Annotated in this window: 17 protein-coding genes; 11 read left to right on the top strand and 6 right to left on the bottom strand. The window is 66.3% G+C overall.

Annotated elements, in window-relative coordinates; genetic code table 11:
• Positions 1-79 precede the first annotated feature (79 nt).
• Complete coding sequence (asnB, locus tag AC5592_RS32370) at positions 80-1,924, bottom strand: asparagine synthase (glutamine-hydrolyzing) (protein ID WP_063066362.1); 1,845 nt, start codon at positions 1,922-1,924, stop codon at positions 80-82.
• Between the two features lie 829 nt (positions 1,925-2,753).
• On the opposite strand from asnB, the gene AC5592_RS32375 reads away from it, so the two are divergent.
• From AC5592_RS32375 to AC5592_RS32395, 5 genes are all read left to right on the top strand, one after another.
• Positions 2,754-3,503, top strand: a complete 750-nt coding sequence (locus tag AC5592_RS32375) for a helix-turn-helix domain-containing protein (RefSeq protein ID WP_036500931.1) — start codon at positions 2,754-2,756, stop codon at positions 3,501-3,503.
• A gap of 403 nt (positions 3,504-3,906) precedes the next feature.
• Positions 3,907-4,587: a biliverdin-producing heme oxygenase gene (locus AC5592_RS32380; RefSeq protein WP_051024555.1), complete on the top strand. Its 681-nt coding sequence runs from the start codon at positions 3,907-3,909 to the stop codon at positions 4,585-4,587.
• Between the two features lie 317 nt (positions 4,588-4,904).
• On the top strand, positions 4,905-6,920 hold the full coding sequence (locus AC5592_RS32385; RefSeq protein WP_063066363.1) for an SDR family oxidoreductase: 2,016 nt from the start codon (positions 4,905-4,907) through the stop codon (positions 6,918-6,920).
• Between the two features lie 46 nt (positions 6,921-6,966).
• Positions 6,967-7,683: a polysaccharide deacetylase family protein gene (locus AC5592_RS32390; protein WP_063066364.1), complete on the top strand. Its 717-nt coding sequence runs from the start codon at positions 6,967-6,969 to the stop codon at positions 7,681-7,683.
• A gap of 56 nt (positions 7,684-7,739) precedes the next feature.
• The gene (locus AC5592_RS32395; protein WP_063066365.1) at positions 7,740-9,140 is read left to right on the top strand and encodes a WS/DGAT/MGAT family O-acyltransferase; all 1,401 of its coding nucleotides are present in this window, start codon (positions 7,740-7,742) and stop codon (positions 9,138-9,140) included.
• 5 nt (positions 9,141-9,145) lie between these two features.
• Here AC5592_RS32395 and AC5592_RS32400 read toward each other — a convergent pair whose 3' ends face one another.
• Together AC5592_RS32400 and AC5592_RS32405 are read right to left on the bottom strand one after the other, a co-directional pair.
• Entirely contained in the window at positions 9,146-10,066 is a 921-nt protein-coding gene (locus AC5592_RS32400; protein WP_084507543.1) for an alpha/beta fold hydrolase, read from the bottom strand.
• Positions 10,067-10,152: 86 nt separating this feature from the next.
• Positions 10,153-11,160, bottom strand: coding sequence for a zinc-binding alcohol dehydrogenase family protein (locus tag AC5592_RS32405; RefSeq protein ID WP_063066366.1), 1,008 nt, complete (start codon positions 11,158-11,160; stop codon positions 10,153-10,155).
• Between the two features lie 150 nt (positions 11,161-11,310).
• On the opposite strand from AC5592_RS32405, the gene AC5592_RS32410 reads away from it, so the two are divergent.
• Together AC5592_RS32410 and AC5592_RS32415 are read left to right on the top strand one after the other, a co-directional pair.
• The gene (locus tag AC5592_RS32410) at positions 11,311-12,315 is read left to right on the top strand and encodes an AraC family transcriptional regulator (protein ID WP_063066367.1); all 1,005 of its coding nucleotides are present in this window, start codon (positions 11,311-11,313) and stop codon (positions 12,313-12,315) included.
• Positions 12,316-12,439: 124 nt separating this feature from the next.
• Complete coding sequence (locus AC5592_RS32415; RefSeq protein WP_036502137.1) at positions 12,440-13,561, top strand: acyl-CoA dehydrogenase family protein; 1,122 nt, start codon at positions 12,440-12,442, stop codon at positions 13,559-13,561.
• Between the two features lie 28 nt (positions 13,562-13,589).
• On the opposite strand, the gene AC5592_RS32420 is transcribed toward AC5592_RS32415, so the two are convergent.
• Together AC5592_RS32420 and AC5592_RS32425 are read right to left on the bottom strand one after the other, a co-directional pair.
• Positions 13,590-14,792 (bottom strand): tyrosine-type recombinase/integrase, encoded by a 1,203-nt coding sequence (locus AC5592_RS32420; RefSeq protein WP_063066368.1) that lies wholly within the window; start codon positions 14,790-14,792, stop codon positions 13,590-13,592.
• Between the two features lie 140 nt (positions 14,793-14,932).
• Positions 14,933-15,121 (bottom strand): helix-turn-helix transcriptional regulator, encoded by a 189-nt coding sequence (locus tag AC5592_RS32425; RefSeq protein WP_063066369.1) that lies wholly within the window; start codon positions 15,119-15,121, stop codon positions 14,933-14,935.
• A gap of 886 nt (positions 15,122-16,007) precedes the next feature.
• On the opposite strand from AC5592_RS32425, the gene AC5592_RS32430 reads away from it, so the two are divergent.
• Positions 16,008-16,619: a hypothetical protein gene (locus AC5592_RS32430; RefSeq protein WP_157122366.1), complete on the top strand. Its 612-nt coding sequence runs from the start codon at positions 16,008-16,010 to the stop codon at positions 16,617-16,619.
• Between the two features lie 108 nt (positions 16,620-16,727).
• Here AC5592_RS32430 and AC5592_RS32435 read toward each other — a convergent pair whose 3' ends face one another.
• Complete coding sequence (locus AC5592_RS32435) at positions 16,728-17,132, bottom strand: hypothetical protein (RefSeq protein ID WP_157122368.1); 405 nt, start codon at positions 17,130-17,132, stop codon at positions 16,728-16,730.
• A gap of 264 nt (positions 17,133-17,396) precedes the next feature.
• Here AC5592_RS32435 and AC5592_RS32440 point away from each other — a divergent pair, with 264 nt between their 5' ends.
• The 3 genes from AC5592_RS32440 (at position 17,397) to AC5592_RS32450 (ending at position 19,999) form a co-directional block, all read left to right on the top strand.
• Positions 17,397-17,570 carry a hypothetical protein gene (locus AC5592_RS32440; protein WP_157122370.1) on the top strand — a complete coding sequence of 58 codons (174 nt, stop codon included), beginning with the start codon at positions 17,397-17,399 and terminating at the stop codon, positions 17,568-17,570.
• 723 nt (positions 17,571-18,293) lie between these two features.
• A complete protein-coding gene (locus AC5592_RS32445) occupies positions 18,294-19,262 on the top strand; it encodes a hypothetical protein (RefSeq protein ID WP_232329653.1) in 969 nt (322 codons plus the stop codon).
• The gene (locus tag AC5592_RS32450; RefSeq protein ID WP_063066371.1) at positions 19,250-19,999 is read left to right on the top strand and encodes a class II glutamine amidotransferase; all 750 of its coding nucleotides are present in this window, start codon (positions 19,250-19,252) and stop codon (positions 19,997-19,999) included. Before AC5592_RS32445 ends, AC5592_RS32450 begins: the two co-directional genes overlap by 13 nt.
• Positions 20,000-20,092: the final 93 nt, after the last annotated feature.

Here is a 20,092-nt window from a genome sequence, read left to right on the forward strand (position 1 = left end):
CTCCGGCACCACCTCTGAACAGCGCGGACAGCGTCCGGGCCGGCCTCGACGCGTGGTCGGAGCCGGCCCGAGGGAGCGCTCAATCCAGCCGCAGTTGCGGAGAATACAGCTCCAGCCAGGTGTGCAGATCGATGATGCGGTCCAATCCGGCGCGCACGGCGCTGTCGAGGCCCGCCGGGTCGAGGGCGACCGCCCGCTGCAGCCACTGCCGGTCGATGAGCTCGAACAGCCGTGGATCACTCTCGGCGAGAACGTGTTTCGCCTGCTGCTGCAGCACCGCCGCGTAGCCCGGATCCTGCGTCGACGGGTACGGGCTCTTGACCCGCTGCACGACCGATTCCGGCAGCACATGCTCGGCCGCATGCCGCAGCAGGCTCTTCTCCCGGCCATCGAAGGTCTTCAGCGACCACGGGGTGTTGTAGACGTATTCGACCAGGCGGTGGTCGCAGAACGGGACCCGCACTTCGAGGCCGACCGCCATCGACGCGCGGTCCTTGCGGTCGAGCAACGTGCGCACGAATCGGGTCAGGTGCAGGTGGCAGACGGTCCGCATCCGGTGTTCGACCTCGGATTCGCCGTCGAGGTGCTCGACTTCGGCCACCGCGGCGCTGTACTGGTCGGCGACGAACTCCTCGAGCCGCAGCCGTTCACGCAGGGCCGGGTTCAGGATCTGCCAGCGTGCGTCGCCGGTCAGGGCGCTGTTGAACGCGAGCCACGGAAAGTTGTCCGCCTTCAGCGCCACCTCGTCGTGGAACCAGCGATACCCGCCGAACACCTCATCGGCCGACTCCCCCGACAGTGCCACGGTCGACTGCTGCCGGATGGCCGCGAACAGCAGATAGAGCGAGGTGTCCATATCGCCGAAACCGACCGGGATGTCGCGGGCGGTGACCACCGCGCGCCGCGCCGCCGGATCGGCCAGATCGGCCGGATTCAGCATCACGTCGCGATGGGCCGAGCGCACCAGCGCCGCCACCTCCCGCACGAATGGTGAATCCGGGGTGTCGCGCATCTCGTCGGGAACGAAGTTCTGCTCCTGGTTGGCGAAATCCACCGAGAAGGTGCGCAACTGCTCGCCGTCGCGGGCGAGCCGTGCCGCGGCCAGTCCGGTGATCGCGCTCGAGTCCAGCCCGCCCGACAGCAGCACACAGCGTGGCACATCGGAGATCAGCTGGCGATCGACGATATCGGTCAGCAATTCACGCACCCGTGCGACGGTCCGCTCCTGGCTGTCGGTGTGCTCGACGGCATGCAGCCGCCAGTAGGTACGAGTGCGAATTCCGTTGCGGTCCACCGTGACCAGCGTGCCGGGCAGCACCTCCGCCATACCCTTCCACAGCGACCAGCCGGGCTGTTTGGTCATGGCGAACAGCTCGCGCAGGCCGTCGAGGTCGACCGCCTTGGCCGCGAGCGGGTTGGCGAGGATGGCCTTGGGCTCGGAGCCGAACAGCACGCCGTCGGGAGTCGGGTAGTAGTAAAACGGTTTGATCCCCATCCGATCGCGCACCATGACCAGCTTCTGATGGCGCTCGTCCCAGATCGCGAAGGCGTACATGCCGTTGAGATGGTCGACGACCGACTCACCCCACTGCAGGTAGCCGTGCAGCACCACTTCGGTGTCGCTGTCGGTGTCGAAGGCGTGCCCGAGAGCACGCAGTTCGTCGCGCAATTCCCGGAAGTTGTAGGCCTCACCCGAGTACACCATGCCGACGTCGCCCGCCGGGGTCGGCACGGTCATCGGCTGCGCGCCGCCGGGCAGGTCGATGATGGCCAGTCGCCGGTGCCCCAGTGCCGCGTGTTCACGAACGAAGGTGCCTCGCCCGTCCGGCCCGCGACAGGCCATGGTTTCGGTCATCGCATCGATAACCCCCTGCTGCCGGGTGAGGTCGTCCGAGAACGCCACCCAGCCCGCGATTCCGCACATTCCGCCGCCTCTCCAAAATTTAGTTAGCTTAGTGAACGATGCGTAAAACCGTTGTAACACAAGGCCTCTCGGACGCGCCACCCTGCGCCCGACTTGTCCGAGCTTGTCCGAACTCGCCGCTTTCGCCCGAATAGTTCTCTTCGCCCGCGGCGGGCGGACGCCCGGAAATCACCGGTTCCGCCACACCGGACCCGCGCCGACGGAACGCGCCGCAACTCCTATCGTCACCCCGCCCCTACTTCGGCTCCCGGCCGGGTTGCCATCCGGTAGCCCATCGCGAGAACGAGAGTCGCGGGTTCACGGTCTCGACGTCGGCGACCGCCATCACCGAATTCAGCGCAAGGAAGTCGAAATGCTCTGCCGACGGTGCGATTACGACTTCGGCACCGGCCGCGCGGACCTGATCGGCGAGCGGTATCCGACTCGCCTCCGGCACCCACACCAGCCGATAGCCAGCCGCTCCGCCAGCCGCCGCACCTGAGCGATATCCCAGTCGAGACACGGCGACTCCGGATGCACCCACCCCAGCGCGACCGGGAGTCCATCTCTCACGACCGCCGATCCCGGCGACGCACCTCGCCACGCAGCGGAACTCGTACCAGCGCGACAGTCAACACGAGCAATCCCACGGTGAGCAGGAACAACATCCACATCGCACACACCCCTCGCTGTCCGGTTCGGAATGCCGCAGCGCCAGAAACCGAAGCCCTCGCCACCGCGGCCGCGTCCAGATTCGCGCGGACCGCCGCCTTCGGGCGACGACGAAAGCGGCGTCAATCGGTACACAAATGGGGCGACATTCAGGCGTCATTTGCTTTACGGTGGGCGCATGGGAACGCCGAACGTCGCCTTGCGCGCCGCCCGCACGGCACGGCTACTGAGCCAGGACGATCTCGCCCGCATGTTGCGCGAGGCCGGATGCGTCAGCGCGACGAAACGACTCGTCCAGCGATGGGAATCCGGCGCGACCGCCCATCCCCGCCCGTCACATGCGCGGGCCTTGGAACAGGTGATGCGCCTGCCCATCGAAAGCCTCGGATTCGGCGCGGTGATGGCCGGACGCAGCCTGTCCGGCGACGACACGGCCGGCCATGAAGTCCACTCGGCCATCGGCGACGTCCCCCGGGAGCGCCATCCCGGCCAGGCCGCACCGCAGCCCAATGCCGGCACGTACTCCGGAATCTGGTTGTCCCGCTATGAGTTCTACTCCTCCGGCCGCGAACAGACCTTCACGTCGTCGCATTACGTGGTCGTGCTCCAGCACGAACAGAGGCTCACCGTCCGCAGCCTGCCGAAGTCGGCGGCGGGCACACTCGAACTCGACCTCACCCTCGACGGGCATATCGCGACGGGCACCTGGTCGGAAACCACGGCCCCCAGCGGCTACTACAAAGGGGCACGTTATTTCGGGGCGATCCAGCTGCTGTCGGAGCTCACCGCCACCCGGTTGGCGGGCAAGTGGGTGGGCTTCGGCAAGAACTTCGACGTGAACGTGGGGCCGTGGGAGCTGGTCCTGCAGGACCGATCGACGTCGAAAGCCACGATCGAGAAATACGATCGCCCGCCCCAAAGCGATTGATCCGCAAGGGTTCTGCCGCCGGAATCGCATGGGCGCCCTGCTCGAGCGGGAAGACCGCACTCACGAACGATCCGTGTCCACCGCCGGGACGGTGCGCCGATCGACACGGACACGGCCGGAGGCGGTCGTGCTGAACTTTTCGTGCAAACCTCCGCGAAAATGGCGGAAAACTCGCAAAGACGATGAGGTTTGCACGATTTGTTCACCCGTCCGCCGCTGGCGACGAAACGGCAGTTCACCGGCAGCCGCTGGTCGCCGCCTGCACGGCCGCGCGTGGGTTTCTCGTCCGAAAGTTTGATTCCGGCGCGCTCTCGGGCCGGTATCGTCGGAGGCGAAGTTAGGTTATCCATACTTGTCGTCCTACGAAGACTTGTCGTCCTACGAAGCGAGGAAATCTCCGATCATGCCGGACGCCACCTCTACCGAGCAGCCCGTGCCGTTCTCCGCGCAGATCCGCTCCGCCACCGCCGAACAGCACGAGCGCGCCGAGAATTCCACCTTCATGAGCGACATGCTGGGCGGCGCATTGGACGTCAGCGCGTTCTATCGCTATACCGGCCAGCTCTGGCACATCTATCAGGCACTCGAGGCGCATTGGGACGTGCTCGCCGACGATCCGGTCGCCGGTCCGTTCATCCGGCCCGAACTCGCGCGCCTGGCCCATCTCGAGGACGATCTCGCACATCTGGGCGGGCCACAGTGGCGCGACGACATCACCGCCCTGCCCGCCACCGCCGAGTACGCCGCCCGGATCACCGAGTGTGCGCTGCACTGGCCCGCGGGGTACGTGGCCCACCACTACACCCGCTATCTGGGCGATCTGTCGGGCGGTCAGGTCATTCGCGGCACCGCGGCGAAGCTGTGGCAGCTGCCCAAGCGGGGCGACGGTGTGCGCTTCTACGTCTTCGATCAGATCGCGAATCCGGCCGCCTTCAAGCGCGGCTACCGCACCCTGCTCGACGAACTGGCCGTTGACGATCTGGAGAAGCAGCGGGTGCTCGGCGAGTGCCGGCGCGCCTTCGATCTGAATACTGCCGTATTCGCCGATCTGGCAAGCGAATTCCCGGTCCGCCGCGAGGGCTGAACCCTCCTCCGGCGTTCTTGGACAGCCGACCGGAAGGTTGCTAGTCAATAGCCAGATGCGTCTCTGAGTTACATCAAAATCGTTGTTACACATACCGATCGGCGCTCCCACGTGGTGACCAGTCCCACACCGCAGGGGGCGCCGTTTGGTTGCGGGCACAAGTCGCCGCCAGCTAAAGTTACTCACCAGTTAGGCACGCAGGGGTTCCTACAGCGCCCTCGATTCTGATAGAGGCCGCTTCGTTCAGTCCGCATCCACCGACGCATGTCGGACGAACAACGTTGTGCGACAACATGTTCGACATGCAAGGAGGGGTAATGGCTACCTATATCGTGACCGGTGGGACGGGTTTTCTGGGACGGCGCGTGGTGGAAGGACTCCTCTCCGCCGATACCGACGCCGTGGTGCACGTGCTCGTGCGTGAGGCCTCGGCGGCCAAACTGGCCGAGCTCGCGACCCGATGGAATGCCACGGACCGAGTGTTTCCGCTGGTCGGAGACCTGACGGCCCAGGGTTTGGGGCTGGTGGACGAACCGCCGGCCGCGCAGCACGTGGTACATCTGGGCGCGGTCTACGACATGACCGCCGATGAGGAATCCGCCTACGCGGCGAACGTGAACGGCACCCGCGCGGTGATCGCGCTCGCCACCGAACTGGGTGCGATGCTGCACCACGTCTCGTCGGTGGCGGTGGCCGGTGACCATCGCGGAAAATTCTTCGAAGACGATTTCGATCTCGGCCAGAACCTCGAATCTCCTTATCACCGAACGAAATTCGCTGCCGAGCGATTGGTGCGCGAGAGCACGGGACTGCGCTGGCGGGTGTATCGCCCGGCGATCGTCGTCGGCGATTCGCGCACCGGTGAGATGGACAAGATCGACGGTCCGTACTACTTCTTCCCCGCCATCGCGCGGCTGGCCGCACTGCCGGGCGGGCTGCCGCTGCCGCTGCCGGATCTGGGCGCGACCAATATCGTCCCGGTCGACTACGTCGCCCAGGCGATGGTCGAACTGATCGGCCGACCGGGTCTGAACAAGCGCACCTTCCACCTGGTCAATCCGCGTCCGCAGCCGTTCACCGAGATCTACAGCGCGCTCTCGCGAGCCGCCGGCGCATCCGGTGGCGTGGGCCCGGTTCCGGGCAGTCACACCGCACTGGCGACGCTGAACCGCCTGCCCGGTGTCACCGCGGCGCGTGATTTCCTGTTGAGCCAGTTCGGTATTCCCGCCGAGGTCGCCCCGCACACGTCGTTCGCGTCGGAATTCGTCTCCGATTCCACCCGGGCGCTGCTGCGCCGCATCGACCTCGAGGTCCCCGCCTTCGACACCTACGCCGAAAATCTGTGGCGGTACTGGCGCGCACATCTGGATCCCGACCGGGCACGCCGGCACGGCGGCGGCGACCGGCTGCGCGGCCGGATCGTGCTCATCACCGGCGCCTCCTCCGGTATCGGCCTGGCGACCGCGCATGCGGTGGCGCGCCGCGGTGCGACGGTGCTGATGGTGGCGCGCGGGATCGACGAACTCGAGGCGGCGGCGGCCCAGGTGCGCGAACAGGGCGGCGACGCCTACAGCTATTCGTGCGACATCACCGACGAGAAGGCGGTCGAGCTGCTGGTCAAGCAGGTGCTCGCCGACCATCACCACGTCGACTACGTGGTGAACAACGCCGGACGTTCCATCCGTCGCTCCGTGCTGAACTCCACCGATCGCATGCACGATTTCGAGCGGACGATGGCCGTCAACTACTTCGGCGCGGTGCGGCTGATCCTGGCCCTGCTGCCGGCCATGCGGGAACGCCGCTTCGGCCACGTCGTCAACATCTCCTCGATCGCGGTGCAGACCAAACAGCCGCGTTTCGCCGCCTACGTGGCGAGCAAATCGGCGCTGGACACCTTCAGCGAGATCGCGGCGGTCGAGAACGCCGACGCCGGCATCACCTTCACCTCGGTGCGGATGCCGCTGGTGCGCACCCCGATGATCGCACCGACCGAGATGTACCGATCACTGCCGGTGCACAGCCCCGAACAGGCGGCGGCGATCGTGGTGCGCGCCCTCGAGGAGCGCCCCGCGCGCATCGACACACCGATCGGCACCTTCGCCCAGGTCATCGACACGGTGATGCCCTCGGTGAAGAAAGCCATTCTGCACCAGGGCTTCCGGCGGACCGGCGAATCCGCGGCGGCCCGGCACGGCCGCACCGCATCGAGCGATACGACCGAGACCGGCGGCCGCAGCCCCCTGCTGGCGCTCGCACCGGTGGTGCAGCCACTGATGGGCTTGCCCACCCCCGCGGCTCGGATCATCAACCGGCTGCCCGGCCTGCACTGGTGAATCCGCACCTACCACCGGACCCGGTGTCCGGTGGTAGGTTTCGCCGGTGAAACGCAGGCTTCTGCTCGGCGGCGCGCTCGTCGTCGTCCTCGCGGCGGTGCTGTCGGCCGGCACCTACGTCCTGATGAATTCGCGGACCTTCCAGGTCGCCGGTCGCGTGGTCCACCGCGTCGACACTGCCGGAAAGGTCGTCGCGCTGACCATCGACGACGGCCCCACCGACCGCACCCCGGCGATCCTGGAAACACTTGCCGCCGAACACATTCCGGCCACCTTCTATCTCGTCGGCCGTGACCTGGCCGCCCATCGCGACTACGGTGCGCAGATCGCGGCGGCCGGGCACGAGCTCGGTAATCACAGCTACACCCATCGACGGCTCGTATTCGTCACTCCCGCGACGGTCCGCGGCGAGGTCGAGCGCACCGATGCCGAAATCGAGCGCACCGGATACCACGGGCCGGTGACCTTCCGCCCGCCGTACGGCAAGAAGCTGGTCGCGCTGCCCTGGTATCTGTCCCACCACGATCGCACCACCGTGATGTGGGATGTCGAATCCGATTCCACCGGTGGCGCGAGCACCGATGCCATAGTCTCGGACACGGTGAACCGCGCCCGGCCGGGATCGATCATCTTGTTGCATGCGATGTACCAACCGGCCGCCGCGGCGGCGATTCCGCGCATCGTCGCGGAACTCCGTTCGCGCGGTTACGGTTTCGTGACCGTCTCGCAACTGATCGCTGGCACGAAACCCACCGGAATGTGACCGAACTCCCCGGCCGTTTCGGCCAAAACTAGAACGTGTTCTAATAGTCTAGAGGTATGGAGCGATTGACCGGGCTGGATGCCAGCTTTCTGTACCTGGAGACCGACACCCAACTGCTGCACGTGTGCGCGCTGCTGATTCTCGACCCGCCCGCCGACGGGACGAACTACGAATTCACCGCGCTGAAGGAGGAACTGGGGCGCCGCCTGCACCTGATCCCCTCCATGCGCCGCCGCGTCCATCGGGTCCCGTTCGACCTCGACCACCCGGTCTGGGTCACCGATACCGGCTTCGACCTCGACCGGCACGTCCGCCGCCTCGGGCTGCCCTCCCCCGGCGGGCCGAAGGAATTGGCCGAACTCGTCGGCGACATCGCCGCGCAACCGATGGACCGCGACCGGCCGCTGTGGGAGATGTGGGTGATCGAGGGCCTGGCCGACGGCAAGGTCGCCGTGGTCTCGAAATACCATCACGCCGCCGTCGACGGCGTCACCGGCGCCAACATGATGGCGTATCTGTGCGACGCCGAACCGGGTGTGCGCTACCCCGATCCGCCGACCGAGAACCACACGGAGTCCGGCGAGCCCAACGATCTCGCCCTCGCCGCCGAGGGGCTGGTGCGGATGCCGGCGAAACTCGGCGTGGTCGGCATGGTGCCGAAGACACTGGGCAAGCTGGGCGGGATGGTGCAGCGCCGGCGTGCCGACAAACAGGGCATGGCCTTGCCGTTCACCGCGCCCCGCACGCCGTTCAACCGAACCATCACACGCCATCGCAGCGTCGCCTTCACCACCGCCCCGCTCGCCGACATCAAGGAGATCCGGGCGGCGTTCGATGTGAAGATCAACGACGTGGTCCTGACCGTCATCGCGGGGGCGCTTCGGCAATATCTGAGCGAACACGACGAACTGCCGGAGACCTCGCTGATCGCCTCGGTACCCGTTTCCACCCACGAGACCTCACGGCACGAACGCGGCGTCAACAAGGTGTCGACCCTGTTCGCTCAGCTCTACACCGACGTCGAGGATCCGGTGGAACGACTGCGGCTCATCGCGGAGGGCAACGTCGGCGCGAAGGAGGAACACGAAGTCCTGGGTGCGGACTTCCTGCAGGATTGGGCCGAATACGCCCCGCCGAACACCTTCCGGATCGCGGTGCGCGCCTATTCGTCGTTCAAACTCGCCGAACGCCATCCGGTGGTGCACAACCTGGTGATCTCCAATGTGCCCGGACCCCAGCAGCCGCTGTACTTCCTCGGCCACCGCATCGACTCACTGTTCCCGTTCGGCCCGGTGTTCCACGGCGCGGGCCTCAACGTCACGGTGCTGTCGGCCAACGGCGACCTCGATTTCGGCTTCATCGCCTGCCGTGAACTGGTCCCCGATCCGGACCGGATGGCCGACGCCGTCCACGACAGCATCTCAGCGCTCCTGAAGGCGGCAAACGCCCAGCGCTGAGCGCGTCAGCTCGCCCGCCGAGCGGCCACCGCCGCGCAGGCCTCGAGGAGTACAGGGACAAAGGCGTCCGCCTCGAGTACACAGGCCGCATGTCCGGCCGGGACGAGGAAAATCTCCGCTCCGGCAATCATTTTCGCCATTTCCAGCTGCCGGTAGACCGGCAGCGCGTGGTCGTGTGTCGTGATCACCACGCCCGTGGGCACATCCAGGCTCGACAGCCACGGCGAGGAATCGAAGCGCCCCAGTTCGGCGATCGCCTGAGTCATCGCCCACCCGCTGGTGGTGCGCAGCTCGGCCAGCGCCCACCGATCCATTCGCCCTGTCTCCCAGGATATTTCGGGCATATGCGGCAGCCTGTTCGCCGCCTCCGCCACTCGGCGCCCGGCCGTCTCGGTCATCACCCCGGCCACCAGCGCCATACCGCCGTGGAACAGCCGCTCACGCCATTTCTCCCGGAACCGGTAGGTCGTCGCGCACAGCACCAGGCCGCCGACGAGGTCCGGCCGCCGGTGCGCCACCGATTGGGCGACGATACCGCCCATGGAGTACCCCGCCAGGATCGGCCGCTCCACGCCGGTCAGCTCCGCCACCGCGACGACGTCGTCGGCGAGATCGTTCAGATCGAAACGCGGCGAACGGATTCCGTGCCCGTGCCAGCGCTGGTCGAACAGCACCACCCGATAGTGTTCGGACAACTCCGCCAGAGCCGGGAACCAGTTCAGCATCGCGGTGGTCACCAGGCCGTGCAACAGGATCACCGTTGGCGCGCCCTCGGGCCCGGGAATATCGACCAGATAGGTCCGCCCGCGCCCGGGCAGATCCACCATCCGGCCCGCCGGCACCGAGTTCGTGCGCGATACGCGGGTGCCGAATCGCCCGCCGGCCGCCCCGCGACCATTGCCCGCCGTCTGCCGCTCTGCCGCCATCGCATCCTCCCGCATCGCCGGCCCGGTCATGAATTAGAACACGTTCCAATTCGATGGTACCGGGTGCCGTGCGGCCCCCGGGGCCGTCAGCGGGCTCCGGGCAGCAGCACAGCCGCCCCGGCGAACCGGCCGTGTGCGAGGTCGGCCAGCGCGCGGTCGGCGGATTCGAGCGGATAGGGGTTGATGCGAACCTGCATCCGGTGCTGGGCGCAGAACTCCAGGAATTCGCGTCCGTCCGCGCGGGTATTGGCGGTGACCGAACGGATCTCGCGCTCCTGGAACAGATGGCGCTGATAGTTCAGCGCCGGAATGTCGGTGAGGTGGATGCCTGCGATCGACAGCACCCCGCCGCGATCCAGCCCCTCCAGCGCGGGCAGCACGAGATCACCGACCGGCGCGAACAGGATGGCCGAATCCAGCGGCACCGGTGGCGGATCGGCCGCACCCTGCGCCGACGCCGCGCCCAGCCCCAGGGCCAGCTCCCGCGCGGCCGCGTCACGGGTCATCACGTGCACCTCGGCGCCCTGAGCCAGAGCGACCTGAGCGGCCAGATGCGCGCTCCCGCCGAAGCCGTAGATGCCGAGCCGTCCCCCTTTCGGCAACGACGCCCGCCGCAGCGCCCGATAGCCGATGATGCCCGCGCACAGCAAGGGCGCCAACTCCGCATCGGCGTACCCGGAAGGCAGCGGATACACGTAATCGACAGGCGCCGTGGCATATTCGGCATAACCACCGTCGGCGTCCCATCCGGTGTACTGCGAATTGGGGCACAGATTCTCCGCGCCGCGACGGCAGTACGCACACACCCCGCACGTGCTGCGCAACCACGCGATACCGATCCGGTCACCGGGCGCGACGGCCGTCGCTCCCTCACCCACCGCGACCACTTCCCCGACGACCTCGTGGCCGAGCACCACCCGCTGCCGATGCACCGTCAGATCCCCCTCCGCGACATGCAGATCGGTGCGGCACACCCCGCAGGCCAGCACCCGCACCAGCACCTCGCCCGCGGCCGGCTCCGGAATCGGGATCCGGGTGCGGACCGGCGGGGATTCGTCGATCGGGCCTGGCCGCACCACCTGCCAGGAGGCCATCGTCGCAGGATTCATCGCACTCCTTCCGACACCGGAACGCCCGCGCCACGGCGGGAAGATCGATGGTAGTCGCGCCCACCGACGAACCCGGCGTATCCGGCCGCCGAGGCGGTCACCACCATCGGAACGCGGCGTTGATAGCGTCGCTGCGTGCCCGCGCCGTCAACCGCCTTCACCCTGCCCATCGGGCGGGTGCACGCGATCGTCGACCTCGCGCGCCGGCGCGGCTGGGACACCGGGGAACTGCTCGCCGAAGCCGGGATCGCGCCGCAACTGCTGGATCAAGGACGCGCCCGCGTCACCGTCGGACAAGCCGTGCACCTGGTGCAGCAACTGTGGCGCAGCACCGACGACGAACTACTCGGACTGGGCGGCCATCCGATGCCGCGCGGCACCTTCCGTCTGGTGTGCTTCGCCCTGCTCGGTTCCCGCGATATCGCCGCCGCGCTGCACCGGTTCCGGATGTTCCAGAAGGCCCTGCCCGGCTTCCCGCCGCTGCGATTGAGCACCGACGCCGGCGAAGCGCGAATCGCGTTCGACCTCAGCGATATCCGCCATCCGCACGGCCTGATCATCGACACCATGCTGATGGTCGTCTACCGCTTCCTGGACTGGTCGGTCGGCGGCTCGCTGCGACTGCTGCGCGTCGAAGTCCCCTATCCGCCCAACGATCTCGACGACTACGACCTGATCTTCGGTGCGCCGGTACGCTTTTCGGCACCTGATCCGGCCCTGATCTTCGATGCCGCCTTCCTCACGGCGCCGCTCGTACGCGACGAGGACGATCTGCTGCGCTTCCTGCGCAACGCACCCGAGGCCGTGATCGGCCGCGGGGACGACTCGGTGTCCACCGCGGCGCAGGTACGCCGGATCCTGGAACGCGGCGGACCACGGCACTGGCCCGGCGTCGAGCAGATCGCCGCCGAACTGGCCGTCAGTCCCGCGACACTGCGCCGCAAACTGAGCGACGAACACACCTCACCCAGTCGCATCCGCGAACAGATCCTGCGCGACGCCGCGATCGCGGCCCTGGTGCGCGGCGAGACGGTGACGGCGGTATCGCGCCGGCTCGGCTTCTCCGAACCCAGCGCCTTCTCCCGCGCGTTCCGACGCTGGACCGGCAGCTCCCCCGGCTCCTACCGCGCCGCACCCTGAGCGATCCGGTCACAAGATCGAGCGCTGCGGTCATTGGCTGCCGCGCGACGCGCTCCTACCTTGGCGAACGAACACTGTATTCGACCAGAGGAGTTCCCCCGTGCCGGTGCATCGGTCCCCGTGGATGGACGAAGATCTCGACGCGCTCACCGATTTGGCGCGCCGATTCTTCGAGAAGGAATGCGCACCGAACGAGGATCGCTGGGGTCGCCAGCACCACGTCGACCGCGAAATCTGGAATCGCGCAGGCGAATTGGGCCTGCTGTGCATCTCCATCCCCGAGGAGTACGGCGGTGGCGGCGGCACCTTCGCCCACGAAGCCGTGATCGCGATCGAGCAGACCCGCGCGATGGCGCCCAGCCTCGGCAACCCGGTGCACTCCACGATCGTCGCGCACTACATCAACGCCTACGGCACCGAGGAACAGAAACAGGCGTGGCTGCCGAAGATGGCCTCCGGCGAGATCGTCGCCGCCATCGCCATGACCGAACCGGGCACCGGCTCCGACCTGCAGGGCATCCGCACCAGGGCCGTCGCCGACGGTGACCACTACGTCATCGACGGCGCCAAGACCTTCATCTCCAACGGCCTGCTCGCCGACCTGGTGATCGTCGCCGCCAAGACCTCCGAAGGCAAAGGCGCGGAATCGGTTTCGCTGATCGCTGTCGAAACCGACCGCGACGGCTTCCGGCGCGGCCGCAACCTGGAGAAGGTCGGCCAGCATGGCCAGGACACCTGCGAACTGTTCTTCGACGGCGTGCGCGTCCCGAAGACCAACCTCCTCGGCGCCTCCGAAGGCACCGGCTTCATTCAGCTCATGCAGCAACTCCCCCAGGAACGTCTCATCCTGGCCGTCGCCGCAGCAGCGGCGATCGAGAAGACCGTCGAAATGACCGTCGCCTACACCAAGGAACGACAGGCCTTCGGCAAACCCATCTTCAACTTCCAGAACACCCAGTTCACCCTCGCCGAATGCGACACCATCGCCTCGGTCGCCTGGGCCTTCCTCGACGACTGCGTCGCCAAACACCTCCGCGCCGAACTCGACATCCCCACCGCCGCCAAGGCGAAATGGTGGCTGACCGAACAGCAGTGCCGCGTCGCCGACGAATGCCTGCAACTGTTCGGCGGGTACGGGTATATGGCGGAATATCCGATCTCGCGGGTGTTCACGGATGCTCGGATTCAGAAGATCTACGGGGGGACGAACGAAATTATGAAACTGATTATCGGGCGTAGCTTGTAGAACGCCTGGTGAGAGGCGGTTTACGGGGTCAGGATGCGGTAGCGCTCCCGTCTTCCTCCCGTCCCTCGTCGAAATCGTCGTCGAAATCTTGGGGTACCCCCCGGGGGTTGTAGGCGTTAGAGCCGAAGATGTCATCGATGGCGGAAACGGTGTGAGAGTCGTGGTCGGGCCACAGATGCGTGTAGACCTGCAGGGTCACGTTCGCGCTCGCGTGGCCCAGCCTCGCCTGCACCGTCTTGACCGACGCGCCCTTGGCGATCAGCGCAGAGGCGTAAAAGTGTCGCAAGTCGTGCCAGGTGAACCCTCGCGGCACGCCGGCCTTTATACCGATCTCACGGAACCGTTGCCCCATCCCGTCGGCAGACCACGGGCGGCCCGCCTTGGTGTAGAACAGCAAATCGTTCCGCCGCCGATCAACCGTAGCGAGGAAGGCGCTCAGTTCGCGATGCGCTTCCTCCGGCAGTGGCACGGTGCGCTTGCTCCGCGGTGTCTTCAATCGGGCCGTGGGAGGCTGGCCGCGAAAGTGGTTCGCCTGCTGCACCACGAAGATCCTCCTTCGCAGAAAGTCGATGTCACAGACCCTCAGTCCCGCAACCTCGCTCGGACGGAGGCCGGTCTGCGCGGTCAGCAGCACCATGCATCCGGTCTGCCTGTTCGCACGGCGAATCATCGACCGGATCTGCTCGACTGTCAGCAGTTCCCCAGGCGACTTCTCGGCTTCCGGACGGCTCGGCCTCTCCACTTTGCGGCACGGATTCGCCACCAGCACACCGTCTTCCGTCGCGATGTTCAACACCGTGAACAGGAACTGAAACTGCAACGCGACCGAGTTCTCCCCCAATCCTCGCCCCTGACACCAAGGCCGGCCCAAGCGAAGATGGTCCAGCCAGTCTCGGATATCGGAGGGCCGGATTGCACCGATCGCCATCGAGGCCAAGTCACCGAGATTGTTGGCGAAGTACCGCCGCTGGTAGCGCGTCGTTTCCGTTCGCGCCCGCCGAACCCACTTCTCGACCTCGACCCGCAAAGGCACCTTCGCCAGGTCCGGATCCACGTACATGCCCCGAGCCATCCGCGTTTCCAACTGATGCTTGTAGTGCTCGGCTGTGCCGGGTAGGTCGTACCGGCCACGTTTGGCGAAGGACTCCGACTTCTCGTTTCCGTCAGGATCAACCCAGCGAACCACATAGCTGACAGTTCGCCCCCAGACGCGTCTTTGGATGTGCGCCATCGTCTTCCCTTTCCGTTCTTGGCAGATTGCCTTGCCACCGTGGCAGCACAAGGCAATATGAAGCGAAGTACAAATTCAAGATCAGAATGTTTGCCAACAAATAGCTGTTGTACTGGGGTGACGGAGCTGCCGTCACCTGTTTACGAAATGCCGCCCAGTTGCTCTTGCTCCCAAGCGGTGAGATCCGCAAGCCGGTAACGGCGATACTTCCCCATCCGTACGTAACGAGGCCCGCGGTCCAGCGACGCCCAAACGGCGAGAGTCTTTTTCGGGATCTTCAAGCGCGCGGCCACTTCTTCTGTCGTGAGCCACACGTCGCCTGCTGTCATCGGCGAATCACCTCTAGCCCCGAAGTCCAAGTCGATAACCCGCGCTCCAGGCGCGTAGAGAGCTCGGGTCGCGCAAAGATGCGAGTGTGTCGGCGAAACCACCAGCCAGGCGGACAAGCACAAAGGCGTGGATGTTCTGAGCCCAGAGTTGACGGCGCGGGTGCAAATTTCCCGCTGCATGGACAGGGAGCGGACACAACATGCCTCCCGACATGTCATGAGACCGTTCAGTTCCTCGCAGTGGCCACCATACACTCGACAGGTCTTCCGGGCAGCCGCCAGACGCAGTTGTTATTCGTACCGCACAATTGCCCGTCACCGAGCGAAGCATTCTCAACCAGTAGTGAGCCCGGATGCGCAGATTCCATCTTTCGCGACCTTTTTGCCGAATACGCTGTTAGACACCCGTTTCACGCCTCGTATCAGTAGGCGCCGCGCGGCCGAGCCACACACCTGCCGCGATTGCGCAGGCTGAACATCCTCGCCGCCGCACCACCAACAACATTCCGTCACAGCGGTTTCCGACCCCACGCCACGCTTACCGACACAGGTCGCCCAGCGGTGTACAGCCTGCCGACTGGGATGAGTTCCGGGGACGGCCAAGGTAGTCGGTGAACACACCCGGACGCGATTCGGATGTGCGGGGGTCGTTCAGATGACGAGAAGGCACCTTCTACCGCGGTTTACGTGACGTGTGCCACATTCCTGTCACAGGTGAGGAGGTACATGCCCCATGCATGACACAACTGTGCGCGTTACCTATCGACACGCTCTCGGTGAGGGTGTTCGATGGACGCTATCACCTCGCCACCGGCTACAAGCAGAGACGTTGTTGCGCACCTGCGATCTTCCCGGCGCAGCGGCGGTCGGAGGGGATCGAAACCTCATGAGCGTCGATATCTCTTGTCCCTCTTGCGGCTACGACGACTGCGTGCAGAGCGTTCACGCGATCCGCGCTTCGGAGACCTCGACAGTCCATGGAACCGACTACCATTCCGGTGTCGGTGTGAGTTCGTCGGGTCTGGTGCCGGTCATAGGCTCCTCGCTCGTTGAGCGAACGCAATCCAGTTATCTGGCCCAATCACTCGCGCCCGAGCCTGGCTTCCGGGGTGCTGGTCGCCTCACAACCCTCGCAGTGGTGCTGAGCTTGCCTGCGGTCGTGTATTTCGCCGCTGCGGGCGTGCTGATTAGCCGTCCACATCCGGACGTCTCGACTGCTTCGATTTTGATTGGGGCTTTTGGTTTTGCGCTTTTCCTCGCGCTGCCGTCGTTGCTGATTTTGTGGTTCGCGTTCCGGAGACTGCGACGGTCGGCCCGGATTCGCCGCGGCGCGCCTGCGGCTTATGCGGTGTGGCGCGCAGGGGTGTACTGCCATCGATGTGGCATGTGCTTTTGGCCCTTCGCGCCCGCCGCTGGAATCCCGGTGCGACATCCGGTTTCCCCAGGCGGTTTCCAGGGGATCGTCTGGAACGCCGGGGGCTACCTCAACGACGCGTGATCGCCCGTAAACAACGCTCTTAGGACTTCACTGCCGCAGGCCCGGCGTGGCTCGCTTGCGCACCGTTTGGTCGGCGATCCCGGCGGCAGGGCATTCCCAGGTTCCCAGTTAGGGTGATTGTTCTGCCGATTCCACGGACCGCTGCGGCTCGTTGAGCGGTGGCTCGCTCTCAGGGTGTGCCGTCTGCACGCCTGGCTCAGGCTCTGCCCGCCCGGCGGCAAGTAGTTGCCGCGCGTTCTTGACGCTAATTTCGAGTAGTTCGGCGATGTCGTCGGTGCTGCAGCCGTGCTCGTTCATGCGCGCCACGGCCGAAGTCTGCCTGGTGTGGTGCACGGCGATTTCGGTTGCGGCGGCCTGTTCGAGGTGACCGATCTTGTCATGCAACGCTCGGATGCGGCGGTCGCGGCGTTGTTCAATCGTTGAAATCGCTTGCCACGCTGACCAATACTCTCGCACGGCGTCGCTGACATTCTGTTCGCGTTGACGTTCTACCGCGCGGCGCCGATCCATCACTTGCCGCGAATGATGTAGCCGCGCAGCAAGTTCCCCAGCTTCCTGCCCGCGTGCGCTTCTGCTTGTACGGGGGTCGTTCATCTCGGGATCTCCCAAATTCTGGGTGAGATCAACCCGCGCCTCGCACCTCAACGATACGCCCAACCCCGGCCATCCGGCGCCGCCGCGTCCGCAGCAACGCGGTCGGAGGCGACGTCAGCCGTCAGCTCGCGTTGCCCCTCGTCTCTGTCTTCTGCGCTGCCCCTGCTGTCGAAAGGAGTCCCTGTGACCGAAAGCCAGCTCGACGAGGTCGCTGACGTCGCGTCGGTGGTGTCTCGGTGTCTGTCCGATCTCGAGCCGGTATTCGAGCAGATCGACTGGGCCGAAGACGAAATCGCCCGCGCGCAACGACACCACCCCGCCACCGCAACACCCTCTACCACTCGTTCGCATTGTTGATGCCGACCCATGAGCGGATGCGTCAGGAATTCGTGTTCCGGTCGCACTGCCGCGAACCACCCGACCGCGTCGCCGCGGGCCTGACTCCGGTGCCGGGGACCGCAGCCGAGGTCGCGCTCGCGGTCATGCACGCCAGCCAGAAAGCCCCGCTCAACACCGCCGCATTCGGCCTCTACATACGCATGTGGACCCAGTTCACACGAACACTACGAAGCCATCGCGAAGTCGCGCATCGACGATCTGGAAGCCGAGACACGCACCCGCCTGTCCGTGACCGACCGCGTCCTGCGGTCTATCGACTGTCCGGGCCGCCACCACGGCCAACCCGCCAACGACTGCGAGTACGCACGACCCAGCTTGGCCGCCTGAACGAAGGCCGCAGTCCCTATCGACTGCTCGCCGATTGTTCTTGCTTGCCCCTGTTCCTGTCCGTGTCCCGCGCCGGTCGACTCCTCTGTCGGCCGGCGCTCTTTTCTGTTGTGGAGGGTGTGTGCGTTCATGACCGATCCGATCCTCGGACCGCCGTGCGCGGTATGTGACGGCGCGGTACCCGGAACGGAGCTGTGCATCGCGAATGCCGCTATCTGTGAGTCATGTTGGCAGCAACTGCCCCGCTGCGATTACTGCCGGACCCCGTCACTGCGTTTGACTCGCACCGCTGAGGAATCCGAGTTGTGTGCTCACTGCTTGTCCGGGTGGTCGGGGTGTGTGTCGTGCCGGGGGTTGACCGGCCCGCACTTGCGTACCGACACCGATCACCCGGTGTGCGCGCGGTGCGCAGGCGCGTTGTTCGCCGCGTGTTTCAGCTGTGGGCGGTTCAGTGCCGACAGCCGCTACATCTCCGGCGGGCACCGCGCCTGCCCCCGCTGCGCCAGCCGCTTCCACGCCTGCCCGGAATGCGGCACCCTCGTCCAACCCGGACACGGATGCGAGGGCTGCGCCCAGCGGGGGAAGGTGTGGAACTACACCTACCGGCCCGACCCCCGCTTTCACGGCACCGGCCCCCTCTACCTCGGGCTGGAACTGGAAATCATCGTTCCGGAACACCGTTTCGACACCTGCGCCGGTCTCGCCACCGACCAGCTCGGCGGCCTCGGGTACCTGAAACGCGATTCGTCCATCAGGCCGTCCGGGTTCGAACTCGTGTCGCATCCCATGTCCTATCGGTATGCGATCGACGAGTTTCCGTGGCCGCTGCTCGAACAGCTGCACCGGCTCGGGTGTGAGGCCGACGCGTCGGTGGGCTTGCACGTACACGCGAGCCGGGCGGGGTTCGACAACCCGGCGCATGTATATCGGTGGCTGAAACTGTTGTACCGCAACGAGGATGCCGTCACCCGCCTGGCGCGTCGGCGCACGCATTACGCCCAGTTCGACAGCGCCGCCCGCGCCCGCGCCCGGCACACCGCAAAAGGTCCGCAGCACGCGCTCGGGTTGGAGCGGTACCAGGCGATCAACCCCCTGCCGCGCAACACCTTGGAGGTGCGGGTGTTCGCCAGCTCGCTGGAGGTGCAGCAGGTGCAGGCCGCGCTCGCGTTCACCGCCGCCTCCATCGACTACACCCGCAGCCTGCGGGTCGCCGACATCCGCGCCGGCGCCTGGGACTGGGCCCGCTTCGCCACGTGGGTCACCACACGCCCCGACTACCAGCCGCTGGCCACGGAGATGGAGAACCTGCAATGTGCCTGCTGACCTACTACCCCGCCGGCGCCGCGATCGACACAAGCGCGCTGCGGTTCGGGGCCGAGGCGAACCCGGACGGTCACGGCTTCGCCATCGTCGCCGGCGGCCGCATCATCACCGGACACGGCATGAACGCCCCCACCGTCATCGCCACCTTCGCCCGCACCCGCGCCGAACACCCCGACGGGCCTGCGTTGTTCCACTCCCGCTACGCCACCCGCGGCGCGATCGAACTCTCCAACTGCCATCCCTTCCGCCTCGGGGGCGACCGTCGAACAGTGTTGGCGCACAACGGAACTCTACCCAAACGGGTGCATCCGCGCGCCTACGACCGGCGCTCGGATACCCGGATCGCGGCAGAGGACTACCTGCCCACTCAACCTTTCGGGCCGATCGACACCGCCGCCGGAGCGCGCGGACTGGCCGGCTGGTTGGGGTCGAGCAAACTGGTGATCTTGACCGTCGACCGCGCGTACTCCCACACCGCCTACGTGTTCGGTGAACGAGCGGGTCAGTGGGTCGGCGGGATCTGGTATTCCAACCGCTCCTACCTGCCGCCCGAACTGCGGTGGCCAGCCCGGTGCACGACGGTGTGCGGCTACTGCCTGGACCGTGATCTCGAACGCACCAGCCGCTACTGCCGCGACTGCGGCTGGTGCTTCGGCTGCCAATCCGCCCTCTCCTACTGCACCTGCCTCCCCACCCCGAACCGGCCAGCTCCACCCGCGGGCCCCGCGTCCACCTAGACCCGACCCGACCCGCCAGGACTGCTCGACTCGAGCCGCTTGGCACCGCTTTCCTCTCGCGCCCCGCTTCGCGCCGATTCAACGGCCCGGAGC

Source organism: Nocardia violaceofusca NBRC 14427 (assembly GCF_963869435.1).
Lineage (GTDB): Bacteria > Actinomycetota > Actinomycetes > Mycobacteriales > Mycobacteriaceae > Nocardia > Nocardia aobensis.

What these genes read in the sequence shown, in the direction of transcription:
- asnB (WP_063066362.1), bottom strand. Translation starts at nt 1,924, where the DNA reads ATGTGCGGAATCGCGGGCTGGGTGGCGTTCTCGGACGACCTCACCCGG.
- AC5592_RS32450 (WP_063066371.1), top strand. Translation starts at nt 19,250, where the DNA reads ATGTGCCTGCTGACCTACTACCCCGCCGGCGCCGCGATCGACACAAGC.
- AC5592_RS32405 (WP_063066366.1), bottom strand. Translation starts at nt 11,160, where the DNA reads ATGGCCTCCTGGCAGGTGGTGCGGCCAGGCCCGATCGACGAATCCCCG.
- AC5592_RS32420 (WP_063066368.1), bottom strand. Translation starts at nt 14,792, where the DNA reads ATGGCGCACATCCAAAGACGCGTCTGGGGGCGAACTGTCAGCTATGTG.
- AC5592_RS32415 (WP_036502137.1), top strand. Translation starts at nt 12,440, where the DNA reads ATGGACGAAGATCTCGACGCGCTCACCGATTTGGCGCGCCGATTCTTC.
- AC5592_RS32380 (WP_051024555.1), top strand. Translation starts at nt 3,907, where the DNA reads ATGCCGGACGCCACCTCTACCGAGCAGCCCGTGCCGTTCTCCGCGCAG.
- AC5592_RS32400 (WP_084507543.1), bottom strand. Translation starts at nt 10,066, where the DNA reads ATGGCGGCAGAGCGGCAGACGGCGGGCAATGGTCGCGGGGCGGCCGGC.
- AC5592_RS32430 (WP_157122366.1), top strand. Translation starts at nt 16,008, where the DNA reads ATGAGCGTCGATATCTCTTGTCCCTCTTGCGGCTACGACGACTGCGTG.
- AC5592_RS32385 (WP_063066363.1), top strand. Translation starts at nt 4,905, where the DNA reads ATGGCTACCTATATCGTGACCGGTGGGACGGGTTTTCTGGGACGGCGC.
- AC5592_RS32395 (WP_063066365.1), top strand. Translation starts at nt 7,740, where the DNA reads ATGGAGCGATTGACCGGGCTGGATGCCAGCTTTCTGTACCTGGAGACC.
- AC5592_RS32425 (WP_063066369.1), bottom strand. Translation starts at nt 15,121, where the DNA reads ATGACAGCAGGCGACGTGTGGCTCACGACAGAAGAAGTGGCCGCGCGC.
- AC5592_RS32375 (WP_036500931.1), top strand. Translation starts at nt 2,754, where the DNA reads ATGGGAACGCCGAACGTCGCCTTGCGCGCCGCCCGCACGGCACGGCTA.